Source organism: Pseudanabaena sp. 'Roaring Creek' (assembly GCF_001402795.1).
In the GTDB taxonomy this organism is placed as follows: domain Bacteria; phylum Cyanobacteriota; class Cyanobacteriia; order Pseudanabaenales; family Pseudanabaenaceae; genus Pseudanabaena.
The window spans coordinates 1-15,153 of sequence record NZ_LIRE01000277.1; the positions used below are offsets into that span (position 1 = coordinate 1).

Annotated in this window: 11 protein-coding genes; 9 read left to right on the forward strand and 2 right to left on the reverse strand. The window is 42.9% G+C overall.

What is annotated here, in order from left to right; all coding sequences use genetic code 11:
• Positions 1 to 174: 174 nt before the first annotated feature.
• Positions 175 to 1,053 carry a hypothetical protein gene (locus AC805_RS09515; protein ID WP_055075208.1) on the reverse strand — a complete coding sequence of 293 codons (879 nt, stop codon included), beginning with the start codon at positions 1,051 to 1,053 and terminating at the stop codon, positions 175 to 177.
• 390 nt (positions 1,054 to 1,443) lie between these two features.
• Here AC805_RS09515 and AC805_RS09520 point away from each other — a divergent pair, with 390 nt between their 5' ends.
• The 5 genes from AC805_RS09520 to AC805_RS09540 all read left to right on the forward strand — a co-directional run bounded on the left by AC805_RS09520 (position 1,444) and on the right by AC805_RS09540 (position 5,157).
• On the forward strand, positions 1,444 to 1,848 hold the full coding sequence (locus AC805_RS09520) for an MAPEG family protein (protein ID WP_055075209.1): 405 nt from the start codon (positions 1,444 to 1,446) through the stop codon (positions 1,846 to 1,848).
• Positions 1,841 to 2,365, forward strand: a complete 525-nt coding sequence (locus tag AC805_RS09525; RefSeq protein ID WP_197278683.1) for a DUF1499 domain-containing protein — start codon at positions 1,841 to 1,843, stop codon at positions 2,363 to 2,365. The genes AC805_RS09520 and AC805_RS09525 overlap by 8 nt, the downstream gene beginning before the upstream one ends.
• A gap of 404 nt (positions 2,366 to 2,769) precedes the next feature.
• Positions 2,770 to 3,096: a carbon dioxide-concentrating mechanism protein CcmK gene (locus AC805_RS09530; protein WP_009625612.1), complete on the forward strand. Its 327-nt coding sequence runs from the start codon at positions 2,770 to 2,772 to the stop codon at positions 3,094 to 3,096.
• Between the two features lie 129 nt (positions 3,097 to 3,225).
• Positions 3,226 to 3,660 (forward strand): type II 3-dehydroquinate dehydratase, encoded by a 435-nt coding sequence (gene aroQ / locus AC805_RS09535; RefSeq protein ID WP_055075210.1) that lies wholly within the window; start codon positions 3,226 to 3,228, stop codon positions 3,658 to 3,660.
• Positions 3,661 to 3,816: 156 nt separating this feature from the next.
• Complete coding sequence (locus AC805_RS09540; protein ID WP_055075211.1) at positions 3,817 to 5,157, forward strand: cytosine deaminase; 1,341 nt, start codon at positions 3,817 to 3,819, stop codon at positions 5,155 to 5,157.
• A 168-nt stretch (positions 5,158 to 5,325) separates the two neighbouring features.
• On the opposite strand, the gene AC805_RS09545 is transcribed toward AC805_RS09540, so the two are convergent.
• Positions 5,326 to 8,751, reverse strand: coding sequence for a PAS domain S-box protein (locus AC805_RS09545; protein WP_055075212.1), 3,426 nt, complete (start codon positions 8,749 to 8,751; stop codon positions 5,326 to 5,328).
• Positions 8,752 to 9,179: 428 nt separating this feature from the next.
• Here AC805_RS09545 and AC805_RS09550 point away from each other — a divergent pair, with 428 nt between their 5' ends.
• From AC805_RS09550 to AC805_RS09565, 4 genes are all read left to right on the forward strand, one after another.
• Positions 9,180 to 10,649, forward strand: a complete 1,470-nt coding sequence (locus AC805_RS09550; protein WP_055075213.1) for a TldD/PmbA family protein — start codon at positions 9,180 to 9,182, stop codon at positions 10,647 to 10,649.
• Between the two features lie 500 nt (positions 10,650 to 11,149).
• The gene (locus AC805_RS27125) at positions 11,150 to 13,726 is read left to right on the forward strand and encodes a response regulator (RefSeq protein WP_055075214.1); all 2,577 of its coding nucleotides are present in this window, start codon (positions 11,150 to 11,152) and stop codon (positions 13,724 to 13,726) included.
• A 142-nt stretch (positions 13,727 to 13,868) separates the two neighbouring features.
• A complete protein-coding gene (locus AC805_RS09560; RefSeq protein WP_055075215.1) occupies positions 13,869 to 14,501 on the forward strand; it encodes an ABC transporter ATP-binding protein in 633 nt (210 codons plus the stop codon).
• Positions 14,502 to 14,506: 5 nt separating this feature from the next.
• The gene (locus AC805_RS09565; protein WP_055075216.1) at positions 14,507 to 14,965 is read left to right on the forward strand and encodes a gas vesicle protein K; all 459 of its coding nucleotides are present in this window, start codon (positions 14,507 to 14,509) and stop codon (positions 14,963 to 14,965) included.
• Positions 14,966 to 15,153: the final 188 nt, after the last annotated feature.

The window sequence follows — 15,153 nt, forward strand, 5'->3', positions numbered from 1 at the left end:
CTGAGCGAAGTCGAAGCTGTAGTTTTTATTTAAATTATCTATAAAAGAACCACAAGAAACTTTTTGAAAGTGTTGCGAAACAACACTTTCAAAAAGTTTCTTGGTTTGGATTTGAGCGCAAAGCGCTGCAATGATAAAAATGGGCGACGCAAAGCGTCGCCCATCTGTGGCTTTTTAGGGAATGAGGGAGAAACTATTGGCAAACTGATCGAATACTTTAGCGTTAGGACTATCGGGGCTGTCCTTGGCTTCAGGTTGATAGTAGCAAACTCTATATACAAATTTATCGGTTTCTAGGGTTAATACTTTTACTTTCCATTGGGTTGAAGTAGGCTGCTTATTCGAGCTATTTGCGATCGCCGCTGGCAATTCCTTGGTAAATTCCTTGGTGAATTCCTTTCTAGAGCCAGACTTTGCTCCTTTCACCTTGGCATCAAAGGGAATTGTCACCAGATCTTTTGCTCTTTCCTCGCCGTCGGTGGCGATCGCTTTGCCATCCAGCGCTTGCCGAGACACGATCGTATAGACCTGCTGGTCTAACTGTAGTTTATTAACTAATTCGGTTTTATCTCTAGATCCTTCCCCCATAGCGATCTCCCGACTGGGTGTAAAAATGACAGTACTTGCCCCTGATGGTTCTAAACCCAGATCGATCGCTTTCCATTCGGCAGGGTAGCGCAGGATATAGCCCGCACCCGTATATTTACCTGTAGTTTCGGGTTTAGCATCCTCAGAGCGACAAACTTCAATTTTGCTCGCATCTCGATTAGTTTGGAGAATGTAGCGCATATTCTCGGCAATGAGAGTTATTTCTAAGCCGTCTTGGGTGGGGGCGACGGTTTGACATACATCGCTGATATTCACTGATTGGGACTTTTGCGACTCCACTGCGATCGCCATACTAGATGACAAATTAAGCTGCGATCGTAAATAGTTAATTGCTTTTTCGGTAGTAGGATTGCTCGTGCTTGTTGGCGATTGGGGCAGATTTGGCTGACAGCTAACCAGCAGCCCCGTAGCGACAATTCCTATATAAAGCTGAAACTTTGGCATAACATAAAAACACATATAGCAATCATCATAATCCCTATACCAATTCACGAAAGTGTGAAAACACTTTTGTGACTTAAAAACTAAAACTAATACCAAATCACAAAATGGCGTAGCCATTTTGTGATTTTAAAACCCTTACTGGATTTGGGTTTTAATCCCCAAAAGTGTAGCCACACTTTTGGGGATTGGGATAAGTAGCTAGGCATAATTAAACCCCAGAATCAAAACCTGTAGCGCACGCTGCGCGTGCGCTACAGGTTTTGGGGTTTTGCCCCTAGCTACTTAGTATTACCCTAGAATTGCCTGTTTACTTTATGGGATGCTTGGCACGCAGTGCCGATTGCCTTTAGATCGTTACCATAATGGATATTAATCAATGGATATTAATCAATGGATATTAAAACGCTCGTACTTCCTGCAATCGTTACGCTAGTTGCTCTGCTTGTTTACTTTGGTCTAGGTATTGGTGTTGGTGTGGCTCGCGTTAAATACAAAATTATGCCACCACAAACCACTGGTAATGAAGACTTCGAGCGCGTCTATCGAGTTCACCAAAACACCCTAGAACAAATGATCATCTTCTTGCCTTGTCTGTGGCTATTCAGTATTTTTGTAAATCCGAACTGGGGTGCAATTTTAGGATCGGTATGGATCGTGGGGCGGATTGGCTATGCTTGGGGATACTATATAGAGGCTAGCAAACGCGCCGCAGGAAATGCGATCGCTTCTTTAGCTCTGCTATCTTTGATGTTTGGTACCCTCTTTAACCTTGTGCGAGGATTATTTTATGTCTAAAATTGTCGCGATCGCCGCAAGCCTATATCTTGTTGTTGCCCTTGCTTACGTTGGATTTGTACCTGCCGCTTCTGCACACACGATTACAAACTCTCTAAATTCTGCGATCGCAACACCTATGGCACTTTTCTCCTTTTCTGGTAAGCGCCCATCCAATCTTGGCGTAAATGACGGCAAACTACTTGCTTGTCCCACCTCTCCTAACTGTGTCTCTAGCCAAAGCGATGACCTAGAGCATAAAATAGCGCCCTTGACCTATAAGGGGGAACCCGCTAAAGCTCTTGAGGATCTCAAGACGGTGATTTTGAGTATGCCCCGCACCAAAATTATTACGGCTGAGGGTAACTATATCTATGCTGAGTTTACGAGTGCGCTGATGGGCTATGTCGATGATGTAGAGTTTTACCTCAATGCCGAGCGAGGTATCATTGAGGTACGTTCGGCTTCTCGCCTAGGCGAGTCCGATCTTGGCGTTAACCGCAAGCGCATTGAAGCCATTCGCGAACAGTTTGCTTAAAATTTCCCTCTAGAACTTAGAAGAGCGTACCGCCCGCGTAGCGGGCGGTACGCTCTTCTAAGTCTTAGCCACAAGCCCCAAAGAGAATGACGGCGCTTAGCGTCGTCATTCTCTTTGGGGCTTGTAATACCAAGTTAAGAAATGGCTACGCCATTTCTTAACTTGGTATTACAGCAAAGGAAATTTTTAAAAGCGTTGCAAAGCAACGCTTTTAAAAATTTCCTTGGTTTGGGTTTGAGCGCAAAGCGCTGTAATTCAGCGTGTGACAAAGAAATTTGGATTAGTTATGGTGCAAATAAACTATGCATATCATTCAATCGATACCATTGAGATTTATGATTGTGATTGATAAGAACACCTATTTGATTAGTTAACTAGCTTATTTACTGGCTCAAGGAGATTTTATGGGAATGGCAGTTGGTTTGGTTGAGGTGCTGGGACATCCCCCCGCACTTTCCGTTGCTGACACGATGGTTAAAGCCGCTAAAGTGACTTTTGTCGGCTACGAAAAAGTTAGCGGCGCTCGCCTCACCATTATTGTGCGTGGACCCGTTGGAGATGTCAAAAGAGCGGTAGAAGCTGGTGTCGAAGCAGCCAAACAGATTGAAGTTTTGAGTTCTAAGGATAAAGCTCTATTTCTCTCTGCCACGGTCATCCCCCGTCCCCATGAAAACCTTGAAGCAATTACCAAGACTATGCGCTTTAGCTCGGCTATCGAACAATTCCGTTAAGTAAGAGTCGCTAAGCAAGAGTCGTTAAGCAAGAGCCTTTAAAAAATACGTTAAGAAATAAATTAAGAAATTCAAGTTAGAAAAGTAAGTAAAAAAGATAATTAACATAGGAAAATTGACAACTAAAATATGAAAATTTTAGTTTTGCATGGACCAAATCTCAATATGCTGGGGTTGCGGGAGCCAGAAGTCTATGGCAGCAAGACTTTATTGCAAATTAACGATCGCTTAACTCAAGATGCGATGGAGTTAGGTGCGGATTTAACCTTTTTGCAATCCAATCATGAAGGCGTACTGATCGATGCCATTCATGCTGCTTTTCAGATCCAGCAAGGCATCTTGATCAATCCTGGAGGGCTTACCCATACCAGTGTTGCTCTCAGAGATGCGATCGCTTCCGTAAATATCCCCACTGTAGAAGTGCATCTCAGTAATATCCATAAACGCGAAGAATTTCGCCATCATTCTTTTATTGCCCCGATCGCGATCGGGCAGATCAGTGGCTTTGGTGCTGAGAGCTATCGTTTGGGACTGCGCGCGCTAATTAAACATCTAAAATCATAATTAATTTACACTCTGCATAATTAAAATCCACAGCTAAAACTTAGAAGAGAGTACCGCCTGCTACGCAAGCGGTACTCTCTTCTAAGTTTTAGCTACTTATCAACACATAATATAGGGACATTACTTTACATTGATGATTTTGTAACCTTGAATGTTATGACAGCAACTTCACTACCTGCCCATTACTGGATAGTTAATGCTCGGATTCCTAACTGTTTTATCGATCGCTCGATTCGCGAACAAAATTTAGATCTGCCGCTCACTCCTACCTTAGAACGCGATCAGTTGTTTCCTTGTCATCTGGAAATTCAGCATGGAAAAATAACGGGGATTTTACCTAGCGTTCGGATTGCAGAAATTCCCACAGAAAGTTTACCGATTATTGATGGTAAGCAGGGAATGATTACTCCCTGCTTTGCCGATTTGCATACCCATCTTGATAAAGGACATACTTGGGAAAGAAATCCAAACTTAGATGGGACATTTCAAGGTGCGCTCAAGGGGATTTATCGAGACTGTACGGAGCAGGGTAACTGGAGCTATGACGATCTCTATCGCCGTATGGAATTCGGGCTAAAGTGTAGTTATGCTCATGGGACAAAAGCGATTCGCACCCATCTCGATTGTCCTCCTCACCAGTTTCAAACCACCTTTCAAGTTTTTCGGGAACTACGCGAAAAATGGAAGGAGAAAATTACGCTTCAGGCGGTATCGCTGGTACAGCTTTCTTATTTTGACACCAAGGAGGGGGAACAGTTTGCCGATGCGATCGCCGATCTCGGTGCAATTATGGGGGGTATCGCCCATATGATTCCTGAATTAGATCGTTATTTAGATCGGATTTTGACCTTGGCGACAGAACGCCACCTCAATCTTGATTTTCATGCTGATGAGAATAACGATCCTTCCTCACGGACATTACACCGCATTGCCGAAGCGAGCCTGCGTCATAACTTCGCTTCGCAAATAGTCTGCGGTCACTGCTGTAGTTTGGCTGTGCAGGATCGGGAAACTGCCCTTGAAACGATCGCGCTCGTTAAAGATGCTCGAGTCGGGATCGTGAGTTTGCCGATGTGTAACCTATATTTACAAGATCGGGTTGCCGAGCGGACTCCGCGCTGGCGTGGCGTAACTCTAGTGCGCGAATTGGATGCAGCGGGGGTAAGCGTGGCGCTATCTAGTGATAATTGCCGCGATCCTTTCTATGGTTTTGGCGATCACGACCTGTTGCAAGTTTTTAGTATGGGTACAAAAATCTCGCATTTAGATACGCCCTACGACAACTGGATCGAGTCGGTAACTTCTCGTCCTGCGGCTTTGATGGGCTTAGATGAAGTTGGTTTGGGTCTTGGTCAACCAGCCGATCTCGTGCTTTTTAAAGCAAGGTGTTACAGCGAACTGCTATCGCGCCCCCAAACCGATCGCCTTGTATTAAGAAATGGCATAGCGATCGATACTACTTTGCCAGACTATGCCGAACTTGATGATTTGCTCTAGCACATACAGCGCTTTACGCTCAAACCCAAACCAAGGAAATTTTTGAAAGCGTTGCCAAGCAACGCTTTCAAAAATTTCCTAGTGGTTTGTTTGATCGATAATTGCTTCCAAGCCCAAAAGATGAGTGCCAGCGCTTCGCGCTGGCACTCATCTTTTGGGCTTGGAAGTTTATTCAACCTTGGATTGGAAAACTTGAGAGACTTGGAGATATTCCGATTCTATATTTTGAAGTAAGGATTCTATCTTTGCGAGATCCTTGTTGGTATAGTTTTGGATCTTAATGATTTCATTACATATCGATTGTAATCTTTGACAAAGAAATAGTAACTGCTTCGCTCCAAAGGTGGCACTGCCGCCCTTGAGAGAGTGATTCTCTGCCTCTAACATGACAAAGTCTCGCTCAAGAAAGAATCCCTTCATATTAGCGATCGCTTGGGCGGAATGTTCTAGGTAGGTCGATAGCAATTCAGACAAATTTTGTTTGCCAATGGAATCAGCCAAGATCGCCAGTATATCGAAGTCGATGGTCTGCTCGCTATTATGGAGATTAAGGTATTGGGGAATCCTTTGTAAAGCTGCAACTAAACTGGTAGTTTGCAGTGGTTTAGTTAAGTAGTCATCCATCCCAGAGGCTAAAGCTAAGTCGTAGGATTCGACAAATGCATTTGCCGATAAACCAATAATCCAAGGCTGATGGATTGACATTAGCCGAATATTTTTACTCGCTGTCAATCCATCCATAATCGGCATTTGGATATCCATAAAGATCAGATCGAAGGCATTGTTGGCGATCGCAATGAGTGCCTTTTGCCCATTCTCAACCGAGGTCACATTATAGCCAAGGGTTTCTAGCATTAACCATAGAATTTTTTGATTGATCGGATTATCTTCGGCAATCAGGATTTTGAGAGGATAACGCTTAGCAAAATTAGCATCTAATATGGGGGCGCTAAAATTATTGCTCGATAGCTTAAAGTTCTGATTAGAAAAAATATTTACAAAAGATTGATAGAGTTTTGAAGCTGAAATTGGTTTGATGATGTAGTCTGCAAATTTAATCGGAATAGAATTTGTATTGTTAATGGAACTGAATAGAACTAATTTGAGATTGGGAAAAACTGCCTGAATATTTTGGGCTAGTTCTAAGCCAAAACCTTCTGGACTATCGGCTTCTGCTAATTGCCGCTCGATCAGAACCGCATCAAAACTCTCGTTGGTTAAAAATTGCAAAGCTTCGATCGCTGAATAGGCAAATTGAATATCGATCTCCCATTTGTCAGTATACAAAGAGATGGCTGTTTGGAATCTGGGACTATGATGGACGCTCAAAATCCGCTTGCCTTTAATCTCAGGGGCGATCGCCATTAATTCTGACTGAAATTCTGACTGACGATCGAATGCGATCGCCTGCGCCATAATTGAAAAACTAAAGGTTGACCCTTCGCCCACTTGACTTTGAACGCCGATCTTACCCCCCATTAATTCACAAAGCTGCTTGCAAATTGCTAGTCCCAGCCCCGTACCACCATATTGACGATTAATGGAACTATCAGCCTGACTAAAGGCTTGAAAAAGCCGACCAATTGCCTCAGGCAAAATCCCAATCCCCGTATCGCTCACCTCAAAATGTAATTCGTATCGATGGGAATCTAGATCGACTAACTGTGAATTGATCGTAATGATAATCTCACCACTTTCGGTGAATTTAATGGCATTACTGACGAGATTTACTAAAATCTGACGTAACCGACTGTAATCGCCAATAATCTGTTTAGGGATATTCGGAGCGATCAGCGCAAATAATTCTAAGGATTTTTCCGCCGTACGCGATGTCATTAGCTCGAAAACTTCATCGACACATTTTTGGAGATAGAAAGGTTGTTCTTCTAGCTCGAATTTGCCCGACTCAATACGCGAAAAATCGAGAATATTATTAATTACCGATAGTAAAACTTCCCCACCCTGACGGATTGTGTTAACATACTGCCTTTGCTGGGGAGACAATGGCGTATCCTGTAAAATATCGGTCATGCCGATGACCGCATTCATCGGGGTGCGAATTTCATGACTCATCACCGCTAGAAATTGGCTCTTGGCTTGGTTGGCAGCTTCGGCAAACTTGGCCGCTTCTAGTTTTGCCTCTGTTCTCTTGCGTTCGGTAATATCTTCCACTTCCGCAACGAATTGAATTGGGTTGCCCTGTTCATCTCTCACCAATCCAAACCGACTGATCGCATCGATCGCATAGCCCATTTGATGAATGTATTGTTTCTCAATCTTGACGCTAGTTGTTTGATTCTCTTGCAAATGTTTAAGAGCCGCTAGGGTTGCCTCAATCGAATTAGCATGAGTGATTTGTTGCTCTGTCATATTCAACAACTCCTCAGCCCTATAGCCAAATATCTGACAAAAAGATTGATTGATATTCAGAAATTTTGTGTGTAAATCAAAGGTGGCAATTCCTACGGGTGCATTATCAATGGTTAACTTGAGTAGATTTTGTCTCTGACGTAATTGTTCTTCCGCATCCTTGAGATCGCTAATATCAAAAGCCGCACCGCGTAAAATTTGAGTCTTGCCGTCAGGAGCAAATCCAATCTGAACATTGTTACGAATCCAGATGATTTTGCCATCATTGCTAACGATGCGATATTCGTGGCAAAAAGTTTTTCCCGTCTCAATGGTGTGATAAATTTCTTGTCGAACATACTCCCGATCTTCAGGATGAATACACTTGATCCAATTATTGAAATGACCAATACCCCATTCTGACTGGGGCAAACCAACTAGGGTTTGTAGTTGCGGGCTAATATAAGAAAAATCCGCATTTGCATCATTGTCAATCAATAAGATGAAGGACATATTGGGAATTTGCTCGATCAAATAACGATACTGTTCCATCCATCGATACAAAGTTTCGTAGGCATGTTCAGCTTCTCTTACCTGTTGCTGTAAGCTATCCGTAACGATTGGTCGCTGTAGGGCGATCTCGATCTGCATGGCTATTTGCTGGAGCATCAGCACATCATCTTCATCCCACGAGTATGGAGTGCCCGTACATTGATTAATTATCAAAAATCCCCATAGTGGGCTATCTTGCTGCCGTTCAGGTAACAAGATGGGTACGAGTAAGTAGGGCTTTCTTCGGAATATCTCAGCTAAGTTAACCCCACATCTAGTCTGCCCTGCTATATATAAATCGGTTATTTGTTGAGTAGTATCCTGTCCCCACTGATATTCTGTTTGTAAAATATCTTCAATCCGTTTCTGGGAAAATTTATCGCAACAAGGGGCGATCGCCTTAGCAACAATCTTGCCACCGACTTGATATTTATGGGATTTAGAAGAAATGTGCTCTAACTGATAAATCGAGACATGCGCTACATTAAGTAAATTTAATAACTTTGAGGCGATCCCCTGCAAAATTTTTTCCAAATTGTCCAATTGACGAATGCTTTGCAAAATATCCGCACAAAGGGTCATCCTTGCTATTGCTTTTTCCATCACGAAACTCAAATGATTTTGCGAAATCCCAATTTTTGCCATCTCTTCTATGACGTTGCTATGATTTAATTTACGGGACAAGTTACTCATAGCCTTAATTCGTTGCAAAATTTGTTGAAATTTTGCAAGGTTTATGTCTGTACTAAAACTCGCTAAATATTCAAATAAAACTCTAACTAGCCGAGAAGCCTAAAACCGTGGCAAACCTAGTTTTTTTACCTAAAATTATCTAAAATTATAGGTAACTCAATTAACTACTCCTCATTTTACTTTAACCTCCTAATTACTTAATGCACTTTACCCTGTACTTTGCCCTGTAATTTACCCTGTACTTTGCCCTGTAATTTGCCCTGTAATTTGCGAGTTTAGACAAAATGAAACTCAAAACCCTTATTAGGATTATTTTTTGTTTGCAAATGAGTTCGCATTCATTTGCAAACCGCAATATTTAGACATTTACGGAGTTGCTGGTCGATTTTGTTACACTTGCAATAGTAATTCAACCGTAGCGAACCATTATGCTTAGTAACCTGCTTCAGACCAAAGAGCTACCCGACCTACAATATTCTCCTGTTAGCGATCGCTTTGATGAAACATGGGAGGCTCCGCTCGCGATCCTGTTGGGACTTGGTCGATCTGCAGGAGCCAATTTCGTAGAGTTTTTTTTAGAGCGTAACAATTATATTAGTTGTCTGGCAGAAGACGATCGGATTACCAGTATTTCGCCACGTCTTTCTACAGGAGCAGGGATTCGTGTTTTTAAGGGGAAGTCTGATTGTTATGTAAGCACCAATGATTTGACTTTTCTGGGGCTAAAAGCCGCTCTTGAACGGGCGCTTTCAATTTTAGGGTTACAACTTCCCTCTCAAAATTCGATCATTCCTTCTATTCATCTCGAACTATTCCGTGACTATGCGGCGAAAAAGGATAAAGAAGCTTGGCTCGCTCGATGCAGCCCTATGCGAGAGATGGGGGACATTCTGTTGGAGGCTAATCAAATGCTTGCTCAAAAAGGTAAACATATCCAATCAAGGCGATCGGGATATTTCCGTGATTGGCAAGAAATTCTAGTTGCGGCGAGCGATGGAACCTTCGCCAGAGATATTCGCCTGACCCAGTCCGTAGGGGCTAACTTACTTTGTGCTGATGGTGCAAATCGGTCGGCGATCGGTCAGAGAGTTGGTGGCACTAGCGATCCTAGCTATTTACGCAATTGGAACTATGAGCCTGTGGTAGAAGAAATCGTCGAAGCCGCAGGAAAAATGCTCTACGCTGATTATGTAGAATCGGGTTCCTATCCAGTAATTATGGCAAATCAGTTCGGTGGCGTGATTTTCCATGAAGCCTGTGGACACCTGCTCGAAACTACGGGTATTGAAGCAAAAACGACCCCCTTTGCCGAGATGAAAGGGCAAAAGATTGCCCATGAAAATCTGACTGCTTGGGACGAAGGACGTTCGGAAGCAGCTTTTGGGACTATTGATATGGATGATGAAGGAATGCCCACCCAGCGTACGCTTTTAATTGAGAAGGGCATTCTGAAAAACTTTATTAGCGATCGCGCAGGTGAATTGCGGACAGGGCATCCGCGCACGGGTAGCGGTCGTCGTCAAAGCTATGCCTATCCCGCCGCGAGTCGGATGCGCAATACCTATATTGGAGCAGGGGATTTTAGCCTAGATGAGCTTTTTGCCTCCATTGATAAAGGTATTTATTGTAAAAAAATGGGTGGTGGTAGTGTTTTACCCACAGGTCAATTTAACTTTGCGGTTGATGAAGCTTACTTAATCGAACGGGGTAAGATCGCTAAACCCCTTAAGGGGGCAACCCTTATCGGTGATGCTAAAGAAATTATGCAAGAAATTTCTATGAGTTCTCGCGATCTCGATCTTGCGGCAGGATTCTGTGGCTCCATTAGTGGCAGTATTTACGTCACTGTCGGACAGCCCCATATTAAAGTTGATGCGATTACCGTTGGTGGTCGTTAATTTGATGTCGATTTAGCGCGATCTAACTAATACCAAAGCTCAAAATGGCGTAGCCATTTTGAGCTTTAAAAACCCTGACTAGGTTTGATTTTTAATTTACATTTAATTCACGAAAGCGTGACCACACTTTCGTGAATTGGTATAACTAATCTAACTAATACCAAGTTAAGAAATAGCTACGCTATTTCTTAACTAGAAAACCCTTAAGTACCTCAGCATCATTAAAATCCAGATCCAAGACCTGCGGCGCACGCTGCGCGTGCGCCGCAGGTCTTGGGGTTTTATACTTAATTAAGCCCCTATACTTACTAGGTTTAGTTTTTAATTTACGAAAGTGTGACAACACTTTCGTAAATTGGAATTAGATCTCGCTAGATTAGCGATCGCGAATTGATCGCAAACCCATTGATTTTCCTAGCTTTGGCGATTCAAAATCAGTTTTTATCGCCAGCATGATGAATTTAGAATAGTTGGAGTTGTTCTTTAGCTTTTCTTGAGCTATGCTCATTGGCAAAAGCAACGAAATTCCCAATCAAAAGAAAAATCGTACGAAATTCAAGCTCTCGAAAGGTGATCAAGCTGTGCAAGCAAATACGATCAATGCAACTCAATCAACAATACTTGTGGTTGATGATGATCCCAATATTCGCCATGGGCTAGCATTGGCTTTAAAGGAGCTTGGCTATATTGTCAAAACGGCTAAAGATGGCAGCGATGCATTGATGTGCGTCCAGTCTCATCCGCCTGACTTGATTTTATTAGATAATTTTATGCCGCAAATTAGCGGTTACGAGATTTGTCGGATTCTCAAAGCCGACACGTTTACTGAGGATATCCCGATCATATTTATGAGTAGTAGCGATAGCATCCAAGAAAAGATGCTTGCCTTTGAGAGTGGGGGCGTGGACTATGTGGTGGTTAAACCACCGCAAATGACCGAATTATTTGCGCGGATAAATTTACATTTGAAACTGCGAAGTCTGCAAACCCACCTCGCTCAAAAAAACCAAGAATTATCGCAAGCCGTTTTTGATCGAGTGGGAATGCTCAAAGAACTGCAACGGACAAACCTGCTGCTCCATGCCCAAAAGGAAGCCGCCCTTGATGGAATTTTTGCCGTTGACGAGCAGGGACGGATTGCGAGTTTTAACCGTCGTTTTTGTGAAATGTGGGAGATATCCCAAGATGTATTTGCGAGCGATCGCAAGGATTGCACAGCACCTAATGGTGACCCCTTAGGTGCACTCTTGATTAAATCCGATCTACCCATCGTATTGATCAATTTGTTAGAGAATACCTACGACGAGCCTGATGTGATCAGGCGTGGTGAAGTGAACTATCGCGATCGCGTATTTGATTATTACACCAGTCCCGTTTATTCCGAGCAAAACAAGTTTTGCGGCTTAATTTGGTGCTTTCGCGATATTACTGCTAAAAAGCAGGCGGATCTTCTGCAACTGCAATTAATGGAAGATCTGCGTAAAGCTAAAGAGGAAGCCGAAGCAGCCGTACAGACTAAGGCAGCTTTTCTCGCCATGATGAGTCATGAAATCCGCACCCCGATCAATGGTGTCATCGGTATGACCCAACTTTTAGCAGGAACTAAACTCAATGCCGAACAGGATAAGTTCGTGCGGACAATCCAAGTAAGCGGTGAAATGTTGCTGTCCGTTGTCAATGATATTTTGGATTTCTCCAAAATTGAATCTGGTAAATTGGAATTAGAGAATAGGGCTCTGGATGTGAGAGCTTTAGTGCGCGACATCTATGATGTGCAATTGTCTAAAGCGAAGGAAAAAGACCTTAAGTTTGAATTTAACGTGCAGTCCCAAGTACCACCATTTATTATGGGGGATGTCACCAGACTCAGGCAAATTTTACTAAATCTTGTTTCCAATGCTCTGAAGTTTACGGAGATAGGTGGAGTAAGTATAGGTGTTCGCTTAGCTGTCGAGGAGACTCCCACTGCCGATCGCCCTTTTCAATTGCTGTTTTCGGTTACTGATACGGGGATCGGCATCACCGACGATCAAATGCAGCGTCTGTTTCAGCCCTTTTCTCAAGCAACGGCTGCGACCTCCCGCAAGTATGGTGGTACGGGGCTGGGATTGGTAATTTGCAAAAATTTGGTTGAGAATATGGGAGGGGAAATTCAAGTTGAAAGTAAGAACGAGCGAGGTTCTACTTTTTCTTTTACGATGACAACGCAAATTGCTAAAAGTCAGCCAAGTTATACGCTGCAAGATGCGGTGAATAAAGCTCCCAGTAGCAATAATACTAATCTTGGTAGTCGCTTAGGCGATCGCGTTCCCTTAAAGATTTTGATTGCTGAAGACAACTTGATCAACCAAGAGCTAGCTATGGCGATGCTGATTAAAATGGGCTATCAACCCGATGTGGTCGATAACGGGCTTGCCGTGTTAGAAGCGGTACAGGTTAGCCATTATGACTTACTTTTGCTAGATGTGCAGATGCCTGAAATGGATGGTTTAGAAACTGCCGCCTATCTAGTCAATCATTGGCATGAATTACATATCAGTTACGAACGTCCCACGATTATTGCGATGACGGCGAGTGCGATGCAGGGCGATCGCGAAATGTGCCTACGAGCAGGTATGGATGACTACATCAGTAAGCCAATCATGATGGATTCACTCCAACGGACTATTGAAAAATGGACGTTAGGAGGACATAGTAATGAAGCGATCGACCTAGATAAAGATATGCAATCAAATCCCCCCTCCGTTATCGATCGAGCTGCCATCAAAAATCTCGAACAAATTAATCCTAAGCTCATCGGACGGATGATTAACTTATTCACGACTGAAGAAGCTCCGATATTATTGTACAATCTGCGGCAAGCAATCTCTAACAACGATCTTAAGGAAGTGAGTTATGGCGCTCACACCTTAAAAGGAAGTAGCAATATTTTGGGTGCAAAAGCATTGGGGAAATTGTGCCTTGAAGTCGAACTAAAGGGAAAGCAAGGAGACAAAGAAGGATTAACTGAGTTATTAGTGGAAATTGAAAAGCAATATCAAATTGCCTGTGAAGAGTTGGCGAAATTATCTAGCTAGCTAGATATATTGCTCTGCACTGTATAAAAAGAGGGTTGCCGCGCTCCGCGCAGCAACCCTCTTTTGAGGTTTATGATGATACAGTTGACGGTAGCTATAGAATAGAAAAGCGCAACTTTTCTATTCTATAGCTGCCAAATTTATGCTCTCCATCCACAATCTTTGCTATCACCCATCCGCTACTCCTGAGGCAATCCTTAACAACATATCCTTTGAATTACAGGATCGGCAATTGGGGCTGATGGTGGGACCTAGTGGTTCTGGCAAAAGTACATTACTCGAAATTTTGGCAGGATTTGTAGAATGGAATAGTGGCAGTATTTATTGGAAATCGCAGGAACTAATGCCCGACCACTTGCAGCAAATATGTGGTTTAGTATTTCAGTTTCCCGAACGTCATTTTTGTGGGAGTACTATTCTAGAAGAACTCAGGTTAGGACATATCGATCTAGATGGCGATCGCATTCAAGGTGCTTTAAGCTCAGTGGGACTCAGTCATCTCAATCCTAGCAATTCACCGCAATCCCTTAGCGGTGGTCAGCAGAGGCGATTAGCCCTCGCCGTACAATTAATTCGCCAGCCCAGTCTGCTGTTACTGGATGAACCAACCGCAGGCTTAGATTGGTCAATGCGCAAACAAATTCTGGGTATTTTGCAAGAGCTTAAAAAAAATTGGACAATTCTCGTCGTTACCCACGATCCTGAAGAACTCAATGAAATGGCAGATCAGACTTGGTCGATTGATCATGGCAAGATAGGAACAATTCATAAATAAGTGATATGACCGATAACAATGGTAATCCTGATAGTTTAATCGTCAAGCCTAAAAAATCGGGACTAGCCCCCCTAATTCTTACTTTAGTAGAACTATTGCGCCAGCTAATGGAAGCTCAAGTAATTCGGCGCATGGATGCTGAAAAGTTGACAGAATCAGAAATTGAAAGGGCTGCCGATAGTTTACAGGCTTTAGAGCAGCAGATTCTCAATCTTTGCGATGTTCTCGATATCGATCCTGCGGATCTCAACCTCGATTTAGGAGAATTTGGCAAACTTCTTCCTAAATCTGGCTCCTACTATCCCGATAAATCTTCTAGTGAATCTTCAATTTTAGAATTGCTCGATCGCTTAATCAGTACTGGTATTGTTCTCGAAGGTGATGTGCAGATTGGCTTAGCGAATATTAATTTAATCGATCTCAAGTTGAAATTATTGCTGACTTCTGGCGATCGCACTTCGTAATCCCAATGCCCAAAATGGCGTTGCCATTTTGGGCATCTCAAAATCTTACTGGGTTTGTTTTTTACAGCAATTATCGATCAAACGAACCACAAGAAAAATTTTAAAAGCGTTGCAAAGCAGCGCTTTTAAAATTTTTCTTGGTTTGGGTTTGAGCGCAAAGCACTGTAATTTACTGAAGTGAGCCAACA

Excerpts from the sequence above, each read along its gene's own strand:
- AC805_RS09540 (WP_055075211.1), top strand. The coding sequence starts at position 3,817 with ATGACAGCAACTTCACTACCTGCCCATTACTGGATAGTTAATGCTCGG.
- AC805_RS27125 (WP_055075214.1), top strand. The coding sequence starts at position 11,150 with ATGCTCATTGGCAAAAGCAACGAAATTCCCAATCAAAAGAAAAATCGT.
- AC805_RS09545 (WP_055075212.1), bottom strand. The coding sequence starts at position 8,751 with ATGAGTAACTTGTCCCGTAAATTAAATCATAGCAACGTCATAGAAGAG.
- AC805_RS09565 (WP_055075216.1), top strand. The coding sequence starts at position 14,507 with ATGACCGATAACAATGGTAATCCTGATAGTTTAATCGTCAAGCCTAAA.
- AC805_RS09560 (WP_055075215.1), top strand. The coding sequence starts at position 13,869 with ATGCTCTCCATCCACAATCTTTGCTATCACCCATCCGCTACTCCTGAG.
- AC805_RS09550 (WP_055075213.1), top strand. The coding sequence starts at position 9,180 with ATGCTTAGTAACCTGCTTCAGACCAAAGAGCTACCCGACCTACAATAT.
- AC805_RS09520 (WP_055075209.1), top strand. The coding sequence starts at position 1,444 with ATGGATATTAAAACGCTCGTACTTCCTGCAATCGTTACGCTAGTTGCT.
- aroQ (WP_055075210.1), top strand. The coding sequence starts at position 3,226 with ATGAAAATTTTAGTTTTGCATGGACCAAATCTCAATATGCTGGGGTTG.
- AC805_RS09525 (WP_197278683.1), top strand. The coding sequence starts at position 1,841 with ATGTCTAAAATTGTCGCGATCGCCGCAAGCCTATATCTTGTTGTTGCC.
- AC805_RS09515 (WP_055075208.1), bottom strand. The coding sequence starts at position 1,053 with ATGCCAAAGTTTCAGCTTTATATAGGAATTGTCGCTACGGGGCTGCTG.
- AC805_RS09530 (WP_009625612.1), top strand. The coding sequence starts at position 2,770 with ATGGGAATGGCAGTTGGTTTGGTTGAGGTGCTGGGACATCCCCCCGCA.